Source organism: Levilactobacillus hammesii DSM 16381 (genome assembly GCF_001434395.1).
Lineage (GTDB): Bacteria > Bacillota > Bacilli > Lactobacillales > Lactobacillaceae > Levilactobacillus > Levilactobacillus hammesii.
Map to the genome: position 1 here is coordinate 283,652 of NZ_AZFS01000046.1, position 15,964 is coordinate 299,615.

The following is a 15,964-nucleotide window of genomic DNA, read 5'->3' on the forward strand; positions in this document are numbered from 1 at the left end:
AATCCACAGACAAAGAAAAAGCCCGTTAGCGTTGCACCGCTAGCGAGCCTGAGAAAACCATTTATCTACGGTAAGAATACCGGAAAGCGAGGCATTTTTCAATGAAGAAGAGCGAATACTGGCACCAGAAATTTTTACGAACACCGGTAGGGTACGAGAATCTGGCTTACTACCGGTTCCAGCAGTATGAAAAATATTTGAAGGAGGAACACCTATGGCAAACGAATTAATGATTATCGAACCGGCTGTGGATGTTCATCCATCGCCAATCACTATCAAGAACCTGGACCAGGTTCAGCAGGCCGTTTCAGCGATTGTCGCCAAGTATGGCCAAGACTTCATTGTGACCGCCGACAATATCAAAGATACGAAAGCCATGCGAGCCAGCCTAAATAAGGTTTCTAAAGCAGTCGATGAAAAGCGACTTGCCGTCAAGCGGCAGTACGCGGAACCGGTCAAAATCTTCGACAAGCAAATGGGGGCCTTCAAAGACCAAATTGACGGGGTTATCTCTCCGTTAGACGTGAAGATTAAAGAAGTCATCGCCCAGGAACGTGCCGCCAAGCAAGAACGAGTTGAAGGCCTGATTGCTGAGATGGCGCCCAACTATGGTGTATCGGCAGACGCGATTGAGATCGAACCATCCTGGTTGAATAAGTCGGCCACCAAAAAGCAAATTGTCGATGGTATTGCTGGTGCCATGACAGTTACCAAGAAGGCCGCCGACCAGTTAGCTGCTGATACCGAAGCGATTACCAAGTATGCCGAGGTTCAAGGTGTGGATGCCGCCGGCTGGGTAGATCAGGTTAAGCAAGGCCAAGACGTTGATTACCTGATGAAAGCCATTGATAACCAGGTTGAACGTCAAGCCGAGAAGCAACGCAAACTGGAAGCCAAGGCTGCTGAGGAGCGCACACACCAGCAGACCAAAGGTAACACGGTAGTTGATACCAATACCGGTGAAGTAGTCTCACGGACTGTGGTATTAAAGATTATGGCAACTCGCTCACAGATGATTCTCCTGAAGAATTTTATGGATGCCAACAGTATTAAGTACGAGCGGGAGAAAAAATATGAAAATTCAACACGCAACTGACATTAAGCGGGGCCAAGACTTTTCAATGCTGATTTACGCTCAACCCGGTGTGGGAAAAACTTCCACACTACGTTATCTCCCTGGTCGAACTCTGGTCATTGATGTGGATCGAACGACTAACGTTTTAGCCGGTGTCCCTAGCATTGACGTGGTCAAGCTAGATACGAAGCACCCGCTAGAAGGGGCCCGCGCCTTGCTGAGTGAGATTCATAAGACTCAACTTGGAAACTATGACAATATTGCGTTCGACAATATCAGTGAGTTTGAACAAGCCTGGCTAGGCGAGAAAGCTAACGAAGCTAAAACCAAGTCCGGTGCTGACATGGGCATCCCCCAGATGAACGACTACAACCAATTTGGGTTCTACCTACCAGATATGATCCGTTTCATCAACTCATGGCCGGGGGTCAATAAGGTTTATACAGCGTGGGAAACCACCCGACAGATTGAGACGCCTAGCGGGCAGACCTACAACCAGTTCGTGCCGCAAATGCGAGAGAAGCTAGTAACGAACGTAATGGGATTGATGAACGTTGTTGGTCGAATGGTGATTTCGGATAAGACCGGTGCCCGGGGGTTCATTCTCAGACCGTCTAACGCTGCATTCGCCAAGAATCAACTGGATAATCGTAAATTTGCGATACCAGAAACCCTGTTTACAGAGATTGGTGGTGATGTGGATGTACCAGCTTCATCCGTACCAAACAAAGCTAGTCAATCAGGCAAGACAGGCACTAGCCAAGGGAAATAAAGCAGTGCTGCTACAATCTCCGGCCGGTTCCGGTAAGTCAGTGATCATTGCCGAAATAGCTCGGTTAACGGTAAACAAGGGCGGCTCAGTGATGTTCATGGTCCACCGTAAGGAATTGGTGGAGCAGATAACGAACTCATTCCGAGAGAATGCGGTTGATCTGTCTCACTGCACGATTCAAACAGTTGGAAAGATTGCTAATCGGTTGAGAATTCTACCGCGACCAGCTCTCATCATCACGGATGAGTCACATCATTCGTTGGCGAAGACTTACCGTAAGATTTATGACTACTACGCCGGGGTGCCACGGCTGGGCTTTACTGCCACGCCTTGGCGTCTAAATGGCAAAGGTCTGCATGATGTCTACGACGATATGGTTTTGGGTCCGTCGATTGATTGGCTGATTGAGAACCACTACTTGGCACCGTACAAATATTTTTCAGTAAAGTTGGTCAATGACGAGAAACTGAAGAAATCGAGTACCGGTGACTACACTAACAAGTCGATTGATGACGCGGTAGGCCGGACTATCTTCGGGGATGTGGTTAAGACCTACCAGGAGAAGACGGCGGGCCAGCAGGCAATTGTTTACGCTCACTCTGTGGAATTCTCTAAGGAAGTTGCGGAAGCCTTTAGACGGGCTGGTATCAACGCTGAACACGCCGACGCTAAGACGCCCGCTGCTAAACGTAATCAGATTATGGCTGACTTTAAGTCTGGTGAACTCAAGGTTCTTTGCAACGTGGACTTGATCAGTGAGGGGTTCAATGTTCCTGACTGTAGCGTGGTCATCATGCTTCGGCCAACTGAATCGCTGGTGCTCTTTATTCAGCAATCCATGCGGTCAATGCGCTACCGGCCGAACAAGACGGCAACCATCATTGATCACGTTGCCAATTACTCGCGATTCGGACTACCCGATGATGAGCATACTTGGACACTAGATGACCGCAAAAAACGTAAGAAGAAGGCTAGTGATGCCGTTCCAATCAGAACCTGTGAGTTCTGTTTCGCGGTGATTCCAGCTTCGGCCACAGTCTGTCCAGTGTGCGGTAGGGCCATCCAGCGGACGGAAACAGAGATGGAGGTTGACCATGAGGTAGAGCTAGAACAGATCCATGGTCGATTAGACATGAAATCTGAGTATAACTCGGTTCGCTATGGTCGGATGAAGCCCAGCGAGGCCCAGAACATGGAGGACTTATATGGGATTGCGAAAGCCCGTGGTTATAAGCCAGGATGGGCGTGGTTCCAGGGCAAGCAGCTTGGATTAGTTAAAAATTAGGAGGAATAAATAATGGCAGATTTTATGAACACAGACTATTCAAATAACACGGGTGGCAATTACGATGCAGTGCCCGCCGGCAACTACGAAATGATTATCAACAACGCGTCAGAGAGTGCAACGAAGAACGGCGCAGAAACCTTGCAGATTGATTTGCTGGTGCGGAATGACTTGGACAAGGTTACTGACTTGGTGGAAACCAACGGCAAGTTCCATAATCGCCACATCTTCGTGGATAACTGGAAGCGCAAGGCTACTAACCAGTATGACTTAGACGGGTTCCAGTACATCTTACAGGCGGCTGGAGTGCCAGAAAATACCCCGCTACACACTGTGGATGACTTTATCAAGTTGATCGTTGGAGCGCCGGTTCGGGTGTTTGTTAAGCAGGAAGAGAACACCTATAACGGGGCTACTAGTACCGTCAACCGGGTGGCGCCTTGGAACTTTGAGGTTACACAGTTTCCTCAGGTACAGCACACATTCAAGGATAAGAAGAATGCGCCAACACCAGCGGTAGCCCAACCAGCACCGGCAGCGAATACTAGCGATCCATTTGCTAATACCGGCGATTCAATTGATATCAGTGCCGACGACTTGCCATTCTAGGAGGGAGTGCCAATATGTATGAACGAATTCCCGAAGAACTCAAGTCCCTAAAGCAATGGGGGCTCTATAAACTCAAGTGGCAGCCAGAAAAAGACAAATATGCCAAGTACCCGGTTAACCCTTATAACGGTGGGGATGGGAAGTCCAATGACCCGTCTACCTGGTCCGACTTTGAGACGGCCCTGCAAGCTAAGGATGACTATGGCATGGATGGCCTCGGATTCTATTTTCGGCCACCGTATGTGGGAATAGATGTGGATCACTTAGACCAAGACTTAGAACGCTGGCAGAGTGGGGATGTGGATGATAACGAGGTGCAACACTTCCTCACAATCACCAAGTCTTATGCTGAAACCAGCGTGTCGGGGACTGGCATCCACATTATTGTGAAGGGAAAGATTCCGGGTGATCGGCGGCGCAAGGGCAATGTGGAAATGTACACGTCAGGTCGATTCTTCGCGATGACGGGGAACCAGCTGGGCCAGTATGGTGAAATCAGTGAGCCAGAACCCAAACTGATGAAGCTGTTATACGACCGGTACTTGAAGCCTACTAATGTGGTGGCGATGCCCGGCAATCAGCTTCCACAGTTGAACGATTTGTCGGAAACGGAGGTTATTTCCCGGGCTGAGTCTTCACGAACAGGCCAACGCTTCAAGCTCTTAATGGAGGGTGGCTGGGAGCAGTTCTATACCTCCCAATCAGAGGCTGACCTAGCATTTGCTAATGACCTGGCCTTCTGGACGGGTCGAGATTTCACGAAGATGGACTCCATCTTTCGGCAGTCGAGCTTGATGCGCCCTAAGTGGGACGAGAAACACGGGAAAACCACCTATGGGGTAGCGACGCTTAACAAAGCGATTAACGAGACGCGAGACGTGTTCAATCGTGGGAAGGCCCCGCTTAAATACAATTTTGAGTTTGCTAATCAAGCAGAAAAGAAGAAAGATACACCGCCCCGCAGCTGGGATGATACCGGAAACGCTGATCGCTTCATGGACCGCTATGGTGAACTGGTGAAGTACTCCTTCACCGATAAAACATGGATCGTCTACAACGGGAGCTACTGGTCGGTTGACGATACCGGGCAGGTTCACAGTCTGGTGGATGGGGTTGTCGATGATATGAAGAATGAAAAGCTGGTAGTTCCACCTAACAGCAACCTTTCCGTGGATGATGCTGAAGAAAAGTTTCAGAAACACATCAAAAAGGCCCGTTCCAACGCGGGCAAGAAAGCGATGATTGATGAACTGAAACACCGAATTCCGGTACTTCATGGAGAGTTCGATAGTGACAAGACGCTGCTGAATGTGGCTAACGGGTATGTGGATCTTTCAAGTGGGATTTTGAAAGAACACGACATCAAGAAACTATTCTCGCGGCAGGCGGCGGTTGAGTACACCGATACTATTGATGCGCCGGAGTGGACGCAGTTCTTGAATCAGATTTTCAACAATGATTCGGAGCTGATTGATTATGTGCAGAAAGCTGTGGGGTACTCGTTGACCGGATCCACTAAGGAGCAAGTGATGTTCATTCTCTATGGGAATGGGCGAAACGGTAAGTCGATCTTTATTGATACGATTGCTGACACCTTGGGTAACTACGCCCGGTCAATGCAGGCTGATTCAATTATGGTGAAAAATAATAGTTCCGCTGCTAACTCAGATATTGCCCGGCTTGAAGGGGCCCGACTGGTTACTTCCAGCGAACCTAATGATGGCTTGCGACTAGACGAAGGTCTGGTTAAGCAGCTGACTGGTGGTGATACTGTGACTGCCCGGTACCTGTACGGGAAGGAGTTTGAGTTCAAGCCAGAGTTTAAACTATGGCTGGCAACCAATCACAAGCCGATTATTCGGGGTACCGACGATGGTATCTGGCGGCGACTAATGTTGATCCCTTTTGCGGTGAAGATTCCGGACAACCGGGTGGATAAGGACCTGAAGTATAAGTTGCAGCGTGAAGAAGTTGGGATTCTCAACTGGGCTGTGGAAGGTGCCTTGAAGTGGCAGCGAGAGGGATTGAAACCGCCAGAGAGTGTGGTTCAGGCTAGTCAGAGTTACAGAAACGAGATGGACGTGACCGCAGAATTTATGGAGGAGTGTTGCACGGTTGCAAAACATGAGATGGCCCGGGCTGGGCAACTATATCAGCGTTACAGGCAGTGGGCAATTGATAACTCCCAGTATCAAATGAATTCAACTAAGTTTGGTAAGGAAATGGCTGGCAAGTTTACCAAAAAGCGAGATTCACAGGGTGTTTACTATGTTGGACTCAGTTTAAAAACGTATGTTAAGCCATTTGAGATGGTCACCAACCATCCTAAGAAATAATGAATGTAGAGTGTGTAGGGAGATGTAAGCAGGTGTATGGAACCCAATCCCTTGGCCCCCTTGGGATGTGTATGTTTATGTATACTTTCTTTCATATATCATAAATGAATAATAAATAAACGTATATAAAGAAAAGGATAGAAGTGAGTGCATTGCATGCATTACCTACACAACTCGCGTGTGGCAAGGGATAGAGGCAATGTAGCCATTGTTTTATCAATGCATTCACCTGCACAAAAAGGAGGTAATCCTATCGAAAGTGAGCACAAAATTCAATCCGACATCATGCTGGAACTGTCGAAGAACGGTTTCACCGTCTTTCGAAGTAACGCTGGCAGGGTTCGGACGGAGTCAGGAGCGATGATCATGCTATTCCCTAGAGGTTTTCCCGACCTCTGCGGTTTCCGGCATTCAGATGGGCGGTTCTTCTGCCTAGAGATTAAAAATGCTAAGGGGCGGTTGCGAGATGACCAGAAGCTATTCGCACAATTCATTAAACCTTTTCCAGTTCTGTACGGGGTAGCTAGAAGTGTGGATGACGCACTGGCAATCGTTGGGGGTGAGTGATTTGTCATTAAACAAACTTCTGCATGAGAAGTTGACGGCGATAGAAAATCAATACGGCTATCAACCGGACAATTGGCCGGAACAGGAGTTAGTTGAGGTACAGGCTTTGGCTGACCGGTTCAGTGAATCAAGGGTCTATACGAACGCTTGGAATAAACAGTATTTGAAATCACTAATGGAACGTGGATTCTTTATATCCACGATTGCACACAAAATGAAGCGGAGTCGGACGTGGGTCACAATGCGTGCCATAGACGAAGTGGAGTGGACGATGACGACAGCTGACCGGGACGAGTTAAAGCAGTATTTAAATGATGGCTGGTCTGTTAATAAAATTAGTCGGAAAATGCAGCGAGACGTGCTGTGGGTTCGTGAAATGAAGGAGAGAGTTTAGTTATGAAAATTGTAGATGAACGGTACGGCCGTAAGGAAATGACGAGTTATGAAGTGGGACAGGTTATTTGCACGTACGATAATTTCTACTTGATAGTTAGAGAAATGAATACAGCTGAATATGCAATGATCAATTTAAGTGACAACGCCATTGCTGCTAAGGGCGACTCATTGGAAAAATTGTTCAAGAAAAATCACGATGAAGCGGACTTTCCAGTGAATGCAACTATTACGATTACGGGGGCTGAACATGAAAATTAGTGAGCTTAAAGAGCGATTGAAAAAGTACGGATTTACCGTAGCTCGTGATTCGGATAGCTGGTTGATTAGCTCTCCAAACAGATGGGGAGTTGCCCACGTTAATATTGATGGCAGCGGATATGAAATTTCGTCTCTACCCATTAAAGCAGCCAGTGTTGTTCTCAAATTTATTGCTACTCCAATCGAAGAACGTAGAGATGAAAAACGGTGGAATATTGTCGTTGGACAAGACGTTGATAAGGCAGGTGAGCTTAGTATTTGGCGAAAACCAGCATATGGGACGGCCGAAAATGGTTTTATTGACGCCCAAGCAAAGCTAAAGAATTTAAAAGCTCCAACCACTATTTTCACCGATTCAGAATTTAATCAGCTAATCGAACACCTCAAGGCGTTACCACATGGCGGTATCTACGCCAAGATTGCTGAATTGGGTAAGCGGGAGGTACTACAGAATGATTAAGACCTATCGCAAGACGGCGACCATCACCGCCGAGCAGTTCGATGGCAGTGATGAGATGGCTGATAAATATGAATTAATAGACATTGGAACAATGATTGAAGCTCATCATAGTCCTGAGCTATATCTAATGGGAGCCACAAAAAAAGTAGTGGTTGGTGATTGGATCATTACCAATAAATTCAATTCTCACGCATTACTTACTAACGAAGAGTTCAGACAGATGTATGCCGAGTTGCCGGTGATCCCGAAGGCTGTTGCTGATTGGATTGAGAAGTGTAAGCAAAACGATCAGGCTATTGCGTCTGCATTGGATCAAACAGCCATGTCTTCCGGAATTTGGGATTATTTCAGAAAATATAGAACCCGTACCCAGTGGATCAGCATGCAAAATACTTTCGCCCGCGCGTGGCTAGACGGGTACCAGATTGAAGACTAATTAGGAATCATATTTTAGATAGAATGGAGAATCGCAATGAATCAAAATGACACACTTACTAAGATGCACTATCAAGAATTTGGAAAGAAAAAAATTGAAATCACGCTTGATAAAAATGGTATTCATTTTGACGGCCCAAAGGACATCACAGTTGGATATATGATTAGTAGCTATCTAATTGATTATTTCTCTAAGGATTTAACTGATCTTGAAAAGATGGCTATGGTTGGCGGAATTAACATCGTAATGAGTGGTTTTAAGTAGAAAATATAAAACTTGGAGGTACTCACTGATGATAGTTTACAACCGGCTCTACGCTAGTTCGGGGCGTCAGGTAAGGTCACTAGAAGAGCTACAACCCTTTGTCGTTGGCTTGTGTGCCAGAATTGGTGATCCTATTCGAGATATCCACAGAGTTACTCATGGCGTGAGTCATCGTGGTTCGAAGACTTATCCCACGTATGAATTTGAACTGATTCATGAGAAGAAGCTTATTGATGGTAGGCTTTTTCGAGAGAAGGTAATTTTTGAGGTGGTTAGCGATGCGTAAAAATTCTAGTAAACCAAAGTGGCTTGAAGTTGAGGGTGTAGGGGGTGAAAAAATTTTAGTGCGACTTAGTCAAGTTAACTTTATCCGTGATAATGGGGATAATACAACGCGATTTTATTCTAACGATGTTCACTTAGATGCTAAAACTGCGTTCAAGGACATCGAAAAGGTACTGTCCAATGGTGGGGAGGAAGAAAAGTGAATGATCTAATCAAAGATATCGAAGACTGGTCAGTGGCTCGTAACTTAAACACCCAGGACGCTGGCAAGCAACTTCTAAAATTAGTCGAGGAGGTCGGTGAACTATCGGCTGCTTACAATAAGCGGCAGTTAAACAAAGAGGTAGACAGCGTAGGAGACATTATGGTAGTGCTGACTATCTTCTGCCAGCAACGCGGGCTATCTATCCAAGACTGCCTAGAATACGCCTACAGACAGATTAGTGGTCGTAAGGGTAAGTTAATTGATGGGGTGTTTGTGAAGGAGGAAGATCTGAATGAAAGCACTGAAAATAATTAGTGATGTTATTGAGTTAGTAGCAGCGGTAATTTTTGTTGTCATAGCTGTGTATGCCTTCTGTGTTGGAAACTATTTGCAGAGCTTAACTGCTTTGGGATTTGTCGCATATTTGCGGTGGTTAAGCGCGGACTGGGGGTATGGGTATGACAACTGACCAAAAGACTTTCCGCCGCTACCTAATCACCGTTTTCGAAGACCAGTGTAGCGATATCATTCGAACCATGATGTGGATGAGCAATCACTTCCAGCGGTGGCCGCATACAGTGCGGGTGGCGTATCATCGGCTGTCGATTGCTGAACGTAACGCTGTGGTCCGGGAGGTGCTTGTGAATGGCGATTGATTTATCAGAGGAAACTATTCATAAGATTGTTGATGGGCTGATCACCCGTAGCAAAAGCTTTTCTAAGTCGGAATCTGAGAAAGAACTGCGCAACACCAAAGAACTTCTGAAAAACTATCGGTTTTTGGAAAATCATTTGGATGTTGCACTACCTAAGATTGATGATGACACGCCGTTATCACAATATGAACTGTCTCTGATTTCATTGTTGGGGTATCGTGCGCGCTCTAAAGAAATGTTGGTGTTCGTTAATCAGATTCTGGATCGGTACAAGGATCTTTGCTTAAAGGGGACACCGGAGCAACGTCGCCGCTACCTGATTATTCGTGAATTGTATATTGAGGGCCCTGGTATCACCCGAACTAGATTGGCTGAAAGGTTTAGTTGTGACGAGAAGACTATTCGCCGAGACGAACGCAGGGCCATTGATGAACTATCAGTTATGATTTTTGGAGTTGATGGTTTGAACGATATGTCCAAATAGCGCCGAATATCTGTCCCCAAAGTCCCGAACTAAAGAGTTACTATGATATTGTGAAATAAATCAGATTTGCTTAACGTATTGCGGTGGCGGAATAGGTAGACGCAACTGAATATAGGGATAAGAGGCCTTGATGGTTCCTGTATTTGGTCTGCAGACTGTGAGGTGCAAATCCTCGCCCGCAATGTTACGTAGTTGATAAGTGTCAACTTTATTCGTTGTCATGAAAGCATTTCTTTAACTAATCCTCGCTTATTCGTAGAAAATTTTGTATAGTTTTAAATATACGAATTTAGAGAGGGAAGATTTAATTGTTTGATTGGATTACATGGCCGAAAATTGGAACAACAGTCATTGCAACTATTTTAGTTTCATATATTCCAAGTGTGAAGAAAGCTATTCTTTGGTTTTTGAAAAAAATGTGGAATGTTTTTAGTCGTATTTGGAAAAACGATATTGTCCGTAAATGGAAAATTAATAGGAGAATAAATAAAAACAAAATGACGGTTGGAGATGCGATGTATGTTCTGAAACATGAGGATTCTTTTTCAAAAGACCAGGTAGACAAGGTAGTTAAGATTCAAAAAAATGCTATGAAGTTGGCTACGATTCCTAATATGGCAGTGACGCCAGCATCGGAAGTGCTAGAAAAAGTACTAACCAAGCTTAAGAACGAAAATGACTCATAACGAGACTATAATTTTTAAAGAACATTCCTTCAGACTGACCCTAGCAGTAATGCTGGGGTTTTGTTATGCTTATACTTAGTATAAATATGTAAGGGGGATAACGCGTAGTGTCTTGGCAAACCTTTGTTCAACCGGCGGTCGTTTCGATCATTGTTTCTGCAATTACAACTTGTCTTGTTGCTCCATGGGCAGCTTCAAAGTTTAGTAGGAAAAATACTAAGGATCTTGAGAAGAAAAAAGCACTTATTGATACAATTGGCCAATTGATTGGCATAATGGAAAAGATTAATGCTTATCTATTTAGATTCGAAGGATATGCTATGAGTACGATTCGTGTGAAAGGTTACCGTGAACCAATGATAGACGCCGAATTTGTGGAGCGATTTGGGGAATCGGTATCAGAACTAACCATTCTAGTTTCCAATGCTTCTCTCTTTTGGAGAGAGCATGAGGATTATTTTGAAAACATTGGCGACAAAAAAATTATTAAAGAAGTTGACAGATACTTAAAGCTTGTGACAGAGATAAGGAGAGACGTCCATACCGGGGTTGACGATGTTGCTGGGAAAAAGAAAGAAAAAGTTCTTTACCCGGAGATTCCGCCCGATATTTTCTTGTTTGAACCATCTGTATTATTGGGTAAACTCAGATGGAGACTGATTGATAAATATTAAAAAGGAGGTCTGCAAAATGCAGAAACTGACCGTAAAACAGCAGAAGTTTGCTGACGAATATATTATTAGCGGTAATGCAACGCAGGCCGCCTTGAATGCTGGTTACTCAAAGAAAACCTCGTATTCTATTGGTAATGAGAACCTGAAGAAACCTGAAATAATTTTATATATAGAACGTCGAACTAAAGAGATTTCGGAGTCTAAGATTGCTGACCAGCAAGAAATCCTGGAATATCTGACTGCTACCATGCGTGGCGAGGAGACCGAGTCAGTGGCTACAGCTAAGGGAATCTACACCGATGTTGAGGTTGGCGCTAAGGATCGGGTCAAGGCGGCTGAGCTTCTTGGGAAGCGTTTAGCCATGTGGACGGAAAAACGAGACGTAACTGCCACTATCGGTCCCGTGCAGATCACCGACGACATCCCCGCTGGGAGTGATGAAGATGGCTAAGGTCAGTCTTGCTCACTCAATGGCACCAAGTTTTTACCAGCTTCACCAAGACATCAAGTACCATCAACATTCAAATTACTGGCTTTCAGGAGGACGAGGTTCAACTAAGTCCTCTTTTATTTCGCTCGAAATTGTCTTAGGTATCATGAAAGATACGGATGCTAACGCGGTAGTCATGCGGCGGTATGCTTCTAACCTACGTGAATCAGTCTATGACCAATACCTATGGGCGATTGACACTCTGGACGTCTCTCATCTGTGGGCAGACTCCGTGAGCCCTATGCAGCTAACATACATCCCCACCGGGCAGCAGATTCGCTTCAAGGGTGCTGATAAGCCAGAGAAGATTAAGTCACAGAAGTTTCGCCACGGCTACACAAAGTACAAACACTTTGAAGAAGTTGCCGACTTCAAGGGCTGGAAGGAAATTCGGAACATCAATCAATCACTCAACCGTGGTGGATCGAACATCGTTACCTTCTACTCCTACAATCCGCCAGCTTCCGTCAATTCATGGGTTAATCAGGCTAGAGAAGAAGAGGGACGCCGTGAAGATACTTTGGTACACGAAAGTGATTACTTGTCAGTACCAAGAAGCTGGCTTGGCAAGGAATTCCTAGCAGATGCTGAACAGCTCAAAAAGGACAATCCGAAGGCCTATGCTCATGAATATCTGGGTGAGGTTACTGGGACGGGTGCCGAGGTATTCAATAACTTAACTATTCGAGAGATTACAGACGAAGAGATTAGTCGCTTCGATAAAATCTATCATGGCATGGACTTCGGTTTTGCCCATGATCCATTATCCTATGGTGATGCATACTGGGACGCGGCAAGACGCCGGGTCTTTTTGTTTAACGAAATTTATCAAGTTGGTATGACTAACCGAGAGGCTGTGAAAGCTATCAAGAAGCTTAATCCGATGAATGAAATCATCACCGCTGACTCTGCTGAGCCACGGACTATTGCTGAGTTCCGGGATTATGGATTGAACGTTGTTGGTGCTCGCAAGGGACCTGGTAGCCGTGAACATGGCTTCAAATGGCTGCAAGACTTACGTGAGATTGTGATTGACCCGGTGCGGTGTCCGAACACAGCCCGTGAGTTCACCAGCTACGAGTTAGCTCGGGATCCTAATGGCAACTTTAAAGCTGGCTATCCTGATGGTAACGACCACAGCATTGATAAAACCAGATATGAACTTGAATCACTCATGAAGAAGGGAGGTTTCAGGCCATGGAAATAAAGACAATGAAGCAGCTACTTAAGAACACTGACGGCCGGCGAGTCAAGTTCGCTAATCAGTTCGACAAATCGCTTCACTACTATTTCAACAAGAACGACATCACCAATCGTAACAACGGCGAATCTAAGCTGAATGAAGATGGCAAAGACGAGCCGTTACGACGGGCTGACAATCGGGTCAGCAGCAACTTCCACCAACTTTTAGTGGACCAGGAAGCTGGCTATGTGGCGACGGTGCCTCCGACCGTTGACGTAGAAGATGAAAAGCTCAACGATGAGATTAAGGACGTGCTGGGAGACAACTTCAACCTTCGACTCAACCAGATGGTAGTGGATGCTTCCAACGCTGGTGTTGCCTGGCTTCACTATTGGATTGATGAAAGTGGGCAGTTCCGATATGGTATTGTGCCGCCTGATCAAGTAGTGCCAATCTATTCTAGCGATTTAGACCGTAAGTTACTGGCCCTGAGACGCAGTTACAAGCAGCTTGACTCCGAGACTGGTAAGTACTTTAAGGTTCATGAGTATTGGACTGACAAGGACGTGACCGTGTTTAAGTCCGAAGCCAATGACTACAGTGACCTGTCTCTGTATAATGACCGCTTCACTCTCTATGATGTGACGAGTGGGGATGAGACGGGGGCTGGTGCAGTACTGAACCACAGTATGGGGCGAATCCCATTCATTGCTTTCCCTAAGAATAAGTATCAGCGACCAGAACTGCTGAAATACAAAGGCCTGATTGACGTTTACGACAACGTGTACAACGGATTCGTTAACGACGTTGATGATATTCAGCAGGTTATCCTGGTTCTTACTAACTATGGTGGCGAGTCACTCTCTGAGTTTATGAAAGCCCTGAAGGAAGACCATGCCATCAAGATGGATAGCGTTGGCCCTGGTGATAAGTCAGGCGTTGACAAGCTGACCATTGATATTCCTGTGGAAGCCCGTAATGCGCTGCTGGAAGTCACCAAGTCAGACCTATTTGTTGAAGCTCAAGGGATTAACCCCGTGGACTTCAAAGAAATTGGCAACGCGTCTGGGACGGCTATCAGAGCGCTGTACGGCCACTTGGAACTGAAGGCGTCTATCACTGAATCTTACTTCCGAGACGCTCTCACAGAGCTTATTCGGGCTATTCTGACGTGGCTTAAAGTGCCTGATGCCGATGGCTGCAAGATTAACCAGACTTGGACACGAACGGCTATCCAGAATGACTTGGAGCAGGCACAGATTGTGGCACAGCTTGCCCAATACACTAGCGATGAAGCCATTGCGAAGGCAAACCCGATTGTGGATGATCCACAGCAGGAACTTCAAGACCGGCAAGACGATATTGTTAAGCATGATGGCTACGATAATCCTGACGCTCTCGATGATGTAGGCGGTGAGGACGATGACGAAGCTTAGTTATTGGGAACGTCGACATCTTCAAACTAAGGCCAGGGAGATTAAGTCTACTGAAGCCTACGAAAAGGCACTGCAACCAGAACTTAACGGTTTGTACCGTGAGTTACATGCTGAGATGGAAAAGTGGTACACCAGATATGCCAATACCGAGGGTATCGACAAGGATGAAGCCAAGAAAACCATGACTGGTATCAACACCAAGCACTGGCAGCTCACTCTCAAGCAATTTGAAGAGCGTGCCAAGTCTGGTGGGTACCAAGACCAGTTAGACGCCGAGTATTTCCGCAGTCGGGTGGCTCGTCTACAGGACTTGGAACAACAGTTACGGCAGTTAACGCAGTCGTTTGCCAATCATCGTACCGAGGTTATGCGTGATGCATTAGCTGATCAGTATGATGACACCTACATGCGGACTACCTACAACATTCAAGCTCAGAAGGGTTCCTTTACCGCGAATTTCGCTCATTTTAACGAAGCACAACTATTGATAGCTGCTTCCCAACCATGGGGGAAAGATGGTAAGGACTTCTCTAAGCGAATCTGGAAGAACTACCAACAAGAGCTTCCAAGCTACTTGATGGACACGGTGCTTCGTGGCACGGTGCTTGGCTGGAGCCCACAGAAGGTCACTCAGATGTTCTATGCTCGTTTTCAAGACGTTAAGCGAAATGATATTCATCGACTGGTCGTTTCTGAGATGGGACACGTTGCTGAAGAAGCATCTTTTCAAAGCTACGAAGAGAACGAGATTGAGCAGTATGAGTACATGGCGACCCTCGAAAGCCATACCTGTGATATTTGCGGGCACTTAGACGGTCAGATATTCAGAACAGATAAACGAATTGTGGGTATTAACTATCCGTTGATTCATGCTCGTTGTCGGTGTACGACAGCTCCCTACATCAAAGACTTACCTGATCTTACTGAACGTTGGTCGCGGGACCCTGAGACTGACAAGGGCAAGATGATCAAGGATGTTAAGTTCAACGAGTGGAAGCAGATGATAAACCAAGAACGAATTGGACGTAGCCTTCCCAGTCATGCGAACAGAGCTGCACAGAATAGTAAGGGATATCTATGGAACGAACCTAATGCTGAGCAGTATAATAAACATGTAAGCGGAACTCCGGAGTTCATTAACTATGAAAAAGGACGTGGGACCCCGGTTAGTCAGTTAATACTGTCTATTGATGAGGCCGCCGAAGTTATTAATGTGTTTGGGCGTCAACATGAAGATGACGATGCAAATAAAATACTTTTTACAAGTGAGGATTATATTGGGCTGTGGGCGGATATTAATGGCGACCTCTATCCCACTAAAAAGGGACGCATTTCTTATCGTAAAAGACGAGGAGCACATATTACACCTATGAAGCCAGATTACCTCAAATAAAAAGGAGAGACTTT

At 45.8% G+C, this 15,964-nt stretch carries 23 protein-coding genes; all 23 read left to right on the top strand.

Annotation, left to right across the window (positions count from 1 at the left end; genetic code table 11):
• Positions 1-101: 101 nt before the first annotated feature.
• The 23 genes from FD28_RS13515 (at position 102) to FD28_RS05400 (ending at position 15,950) form a co-directional block, all read left to right on the top strand.
• Entirely contained in the window at positions 102-230 is a 129-nt protein-coding gene (locus FD28_RS13515; protein WP_268888932.1) for a hypothetical protein, read from the top strand.
• Entirely contained in the window at positions 215-1,096 is an 882-nt protein-coding gene (locus tag FD28_RS05295) for a DUF1351 domain-containing protein (RefSeq protein WP_057733313.1), read from the top strand. The genes FD28_RS13515 and FD28_RS05295 overlap by 16 nt, the downstream gene beginning before the upstream one ends.
• Positions 1,074-1,847 carry an AAA family ATPase gene (locus FD28_RS05300; RefSeq protein ID WP_057733315.1) on the top strand — a complete coding sequence of 258 codons (774 nt, stop codon included), beginning with the start codon at positions 1,074-1,076 and terminating at the stop codon, positions 1,845-1,847. Before FD28_RS05295 ends, FD28_RS05300 begins: the two co-directional genes overlap by 23 nt.
• Positions 1,777-3,132, top strand: a complete 1,356-nt coding sequence (locus FD28_RS05305) for a DEAD/DEAH box helicase (RefSeq protein WP_057733317.1) — start codon at positions 1,777-1,779, stop codon at positions 3,130-3,132. Before FD28_RS05300 ends, FD28_RS05305 begins: the two co-directional genes overlap by 71 nt.
• A gap of 12 nt (positions 3,133-3,144) precedes the next feature.
• The gene (locus FD28_RS05310; protein WP_057733319.1) at positions 3,145-3,741 is read left to right on the top strand and encodes a DUF669 domain-containing protein; all 597 of its coding nucleotides are present in this window, start codon (positions 3,145-3,147) and stop codon (positions 3,739-3,741) included.
• Positions 3,742-3,755: 14 nt separating this feature from the next.
• Positions 3,756-6,077 (top strand): phage/plasmid primase, P4 family, encoded by a 2,322-nt coding sequence (locus FD28_RS05315; protein WP_057733321.1) that lies wholly within the window; start codon positions 3,756-3,758, stop codon positions 6,075-6,077.
• Positions 6,078-6,443: 366 nt separating this feature from the next.
• Positions 6,444-6,644 (top strand): VRR-NUC domain-containing protein, encoded by a 201-nt coding sequence (locus FD28_RS13560; RefSeq protein ID WP_338034528.1) that lies wholly within the window; start codon positions 6,444-6,446, stop codon positions 6,642-6,644.
• Position 6,645: 1 nt separating this feature from the next.
• On the top strand, positions 6,646-7,038 hold the full coding sequence (locus FD28_RS05325; protein WP_057733323.1) for a hypothetical protein: 393 nt from the start codon (positions 6,646-6,648) through the stop codon (positions 7,036-7,038).
• A gap of 2 nt (positions 7,039-7,040) precedes the next feature.
• On the top strand, positions 7,041-7,298 hold the full coding sequence (locus FD28_RS05330; RefSeq protein ID WP_057733325.1) for a hypothetical protein: 258 nt from the start codon (positions 7,041-7,043) through the stop codon (positions 7,296-7,298).
• Entirely contained in the window at positions 7,288-7,758 is a 471-nt protein-coding gene (locus FD28_RS05335) for a hypothetical protein (protein ID WP_057733327.1), read from the top strand. Before FD28_RS05330 ends, FD28_RS05335 begins: the two co-directional genes overlap by 11 nt.
• The gene (locus FD28_RS05340; RefSeq protein ID WP_057733330.1) at positions 7,751-8,194 is read left to right on the top strand and encodes a DUF1642 domain-containing protein; all 444 of its coding nucleotides are present in this window, start codon (positions 7,751-7,753) and stop codon (positions 8,192-8,194) included. Before FD28_RS05335 ends, FD28_RS05340 begins: the two co-directional genes overlap by 8 nt.
• Before the next feature lie 36 nt (positions 8,195-8,230).
• On the top strand, positions 8,231-8,458 hold the full coding sequence (locus FD28_RS05345) for a hypothetical protein (RefSeq protein ID WP_057733332.1): 228 nt from the start codon (positions 8,231-8,233) through the stop codon (positions 8,456-8,458).
• Positions 8,459-8,736: 278 nt separating this feature from the next.
• Positions 8,737-8,946 carry a hypothetical protein gene (locus FD28_RS05355; protein WP_057733336.1) on the top strand — a complete coding sequence of 70 codons (210 nt, stop codon included), beginning with the start codon at positions 8,737-8,739 and terminating at the stop codon, positions 8,944-8,946.
• A complete protein-coding gene (locus tag FD28_RS05360) occupies positions 8,943-9,263 on the top strand; it encodes a MazG-like family protein (RefSeq protein ID WP_057733338.1) in 321 nt (106 codons plus the stop codon). Before FD28_RS05355 ends, FD28_RS05360 begins: the two co-directional genes overlap by 4 nt.
• Positions 9,241-9,417: a hypothetical protein gene (locus FD28_RS13210; protein ID WP_157059843.1), complete on the top strand. Its 177-nt coding sequence runs from the start codon at positions 9,241-9,243 to the stop codon at positions 9,415-9,417. Before FD28_RS05360 ends, FD28_RS13210 begins: the two co-directional genes overlap by 23 nt.
• Positions 9,407-9,604 carry a hypothetical protein gene (locus FD28_RS05365; protein WP_057733339.1) on the top strand — a complete coding sequence of 66 codons (198 nt, stop codon included), beginning with the start codon at positions 9,407-9,409 and terminating at the stop codon, positions 9,602-9,604. The genes FD28_RS13210 and FD28_RS05365 overlap by 11 nt, the downstream gene beginning before the upstream one ends.
• Positions 9,594-10,088: a hypothetical protein gene (locus FD28_RS05370; protein ID WP_057733341.1), complete on the top strand. Its 495-nt coding sequence runs from the start codon at positions 9,594-9,596 to the stop codon at positions 10,086-10,088. The genes FD28_RS05365 and FD28_RS05370 overlap by 11 nt, the downstream gene beginning before the upstream one ends.
• A 308-nt stretch (positions 10,089-10,396) precedes the next feature.
• Entirely contained in the window at positions 10,397-10,774 is a 378-nt protein-coding gene (locus FD28_RS05375) for a hypothetical protein (protein WP_057733343.1), read from the top strand.
• Between the two features lie 107 nt (positions 10,775-10,881).
• On the top strand, positions 10,882-11,448 hold the full coding sequence (locus tag FD28_RS05380) for a hypothetical protein (RefSeq protein WP_057733345.1): 567 nt from the start codon (positions 10,882-10,884) through the stop codon (positions 11,446-11,448).
• 16 nt (positions 11,449-11,464) lie between these two features.
• Positions 11,465-11,899 carry a terminase small subunit gene (locus tag FD28_RS05385; protein WP_057733347.1) on the top strand — a complete coding sequence of 145 codons (435 nt, stop codon included), beginning with the start codon at positions 11,465-11,467 and terminating at the stop codon, positions 11,897-11,899.
• On the top strand, positions 11,892-13,145 hold the full coding sequence (locus FD28_RS05390) for a PBSX family phage terminase large subunit (protein ID WP_157059844.1): 1,254 nt from the start codon (positions 11,892-11,894) through the stop codon (positions 13,143-13,145). Before FD28_RS05385 ends, FD28_RS05390 begins: the two co-directional genes overlap by 8 nt.
• Complete coding sequence (locus FD28_RS05395; RefSeq protein ID WP_057733351.1) at positions 13,136-14,557, top strand: phage portal protein; 1,422 nt, start codon at positions 13,136-13,138, stop codon at positions 14,555-14,557. The genes FD28_RS05390 and FD28_RS05395 overlap by 10 nt, the downstream gene beginning before the upstream one ends.
• A complete protein-coding gene (locus tag FD28_RS05400; protein ID WP_057733353.1) occupies positions 14,544-15,950 on the top strand; it encodes a minor capsid protein in 1,407 nt (468 codons plus the stop codon). The genes FD28_RS05395 and FD28_RS05400 overlap by 14 nt, the downstream gene beginning before the upstream one ends.
• The last annotated feature ends 14 nt before the right edge of the window (positions 15,951-15,964 follow it).

Coding starts and splice junctions, on each gene's coding strand:
- FD28_RS13515 (WP_268888932.1), top strand. CDS start 102: ATGAAGAAGAGCGAATACTGGCACCAGAAATTTTTACGAACACCGGTA.
- FD28_RS05335 (WP_057733327.1), top strand. CDS start 7,288: ATGAAAATTAGTGAGCTTAAAGAGCGATTGAAAAAGTACGGATTTACC.
- FD28_RS05395 (WP_057733351.1), top strand. CDS start 13,136: ATGGAAATAAAGACAATGAAGCAGCTACTTAAGAACACTGACGGCCGG.
- FD28_RS05305 (WP_057733317.1), top strand. CDS start 1,777: ATGTACCAGCTTCATCCGTACCAAACAAAGCTAGTCAATCAGGCAAGA.
- FD28_RS05385 (WP_057733347.1), top strand. CDS start 11,465: ATGCAGAAACTGACCGTAAAACAGCAGAAGTTTGCTGACGAATATATT.
- FD28_RS05315 (WP_057733321.1), top strand. CDS start 3,756: ATGTATGAACGAATTCCCGAAGAACTCAAGTCCCTAAAGCAATGGGGG.
- FD28_RS05345 (WP_057733332.1), top strand. CDS start 8,231: ATGAATCAAAATGACACACTTACTAAGATGCACTATCAAGAATTTGGA.
- FD28_RS05330 (WP_057733325.1), top strand. CDS start 7,041: ATGAAAATTGTAGATGAACGGTACGGCCGTAAGGAAATGACGAGTTAT.
- FD28_RS05310 (WP_057733319.1), top strand. CDS start 3,145: ATGGCAGATTTTATGAACACAGACTATTCAAATAACACGGGTGGCAAT.
- FD28_RS05370 (WP_057733341.1), top strand. CDS start 9,594: ATGGCGATTGATTTATCAGAGGAAACTATTCATAAGATTGTTGATGGG.
- FD28_RS13560 (WP_338034528.1), top strand. CDS start 6,444: ATGCTATTCCCTAGAGGTTTTCCCGACCTCTGCGGTTTCCGGCATTCA.
- FD28_RS05300 (WP_057733315.1), top strand. CDS start 1,074: ATGAAAATTCAACACGCAACTGACATTAAGCGGGGCCAAGACTTTTCA.
- FD28_RS05390 (WP_157059844.1), top strand. CDS start 11,892: ATGGCTAAGGTCAGTCTTGCTCACTCAATGGCACCAAGTTTTTACCAG.
- FD28_RS05355 (WP_057733336.1), top strand. CDS start 8,737: ATGCGTAAAAATTCTAGTAAACCAAAGTGGCTTGAAGTTGAGGGTGTA.
- FD28_RS05365 (WP_057733339.1), top strand. CDS start 9,407: ATGACAACTGACCAAAAGACTTTCCGCCGCTACCTAATCACCGTTTTC.
- FD28_RS05295 (WP_057733313.1), top strand. CDS start 215: ATGGCAAACGAATTAATGATTATCGAACCGGCTGTGGATGTTCATCCA.
- FD28_RS05400 (WP_057733353.1), top strand. CDS start 14,544: ATGACGAAGCTTAGTTATTGGGAACGTCGACATCTTCAAACTAAGGCC.
- FD28_RS05340 (WP_057733330.1), top strand. CDS start 7,751: ATGATTAAGACCTATCGCAAGACGGCGACCATCACCGCCGAGCAGTTC.
- FD28_RS13210 (WP_157059843.1), top strand. CDS start 9,241: ATGAAAGCACTGAAAATAATTAGTGATGTTATTGAGTTAGTAGCAGCG.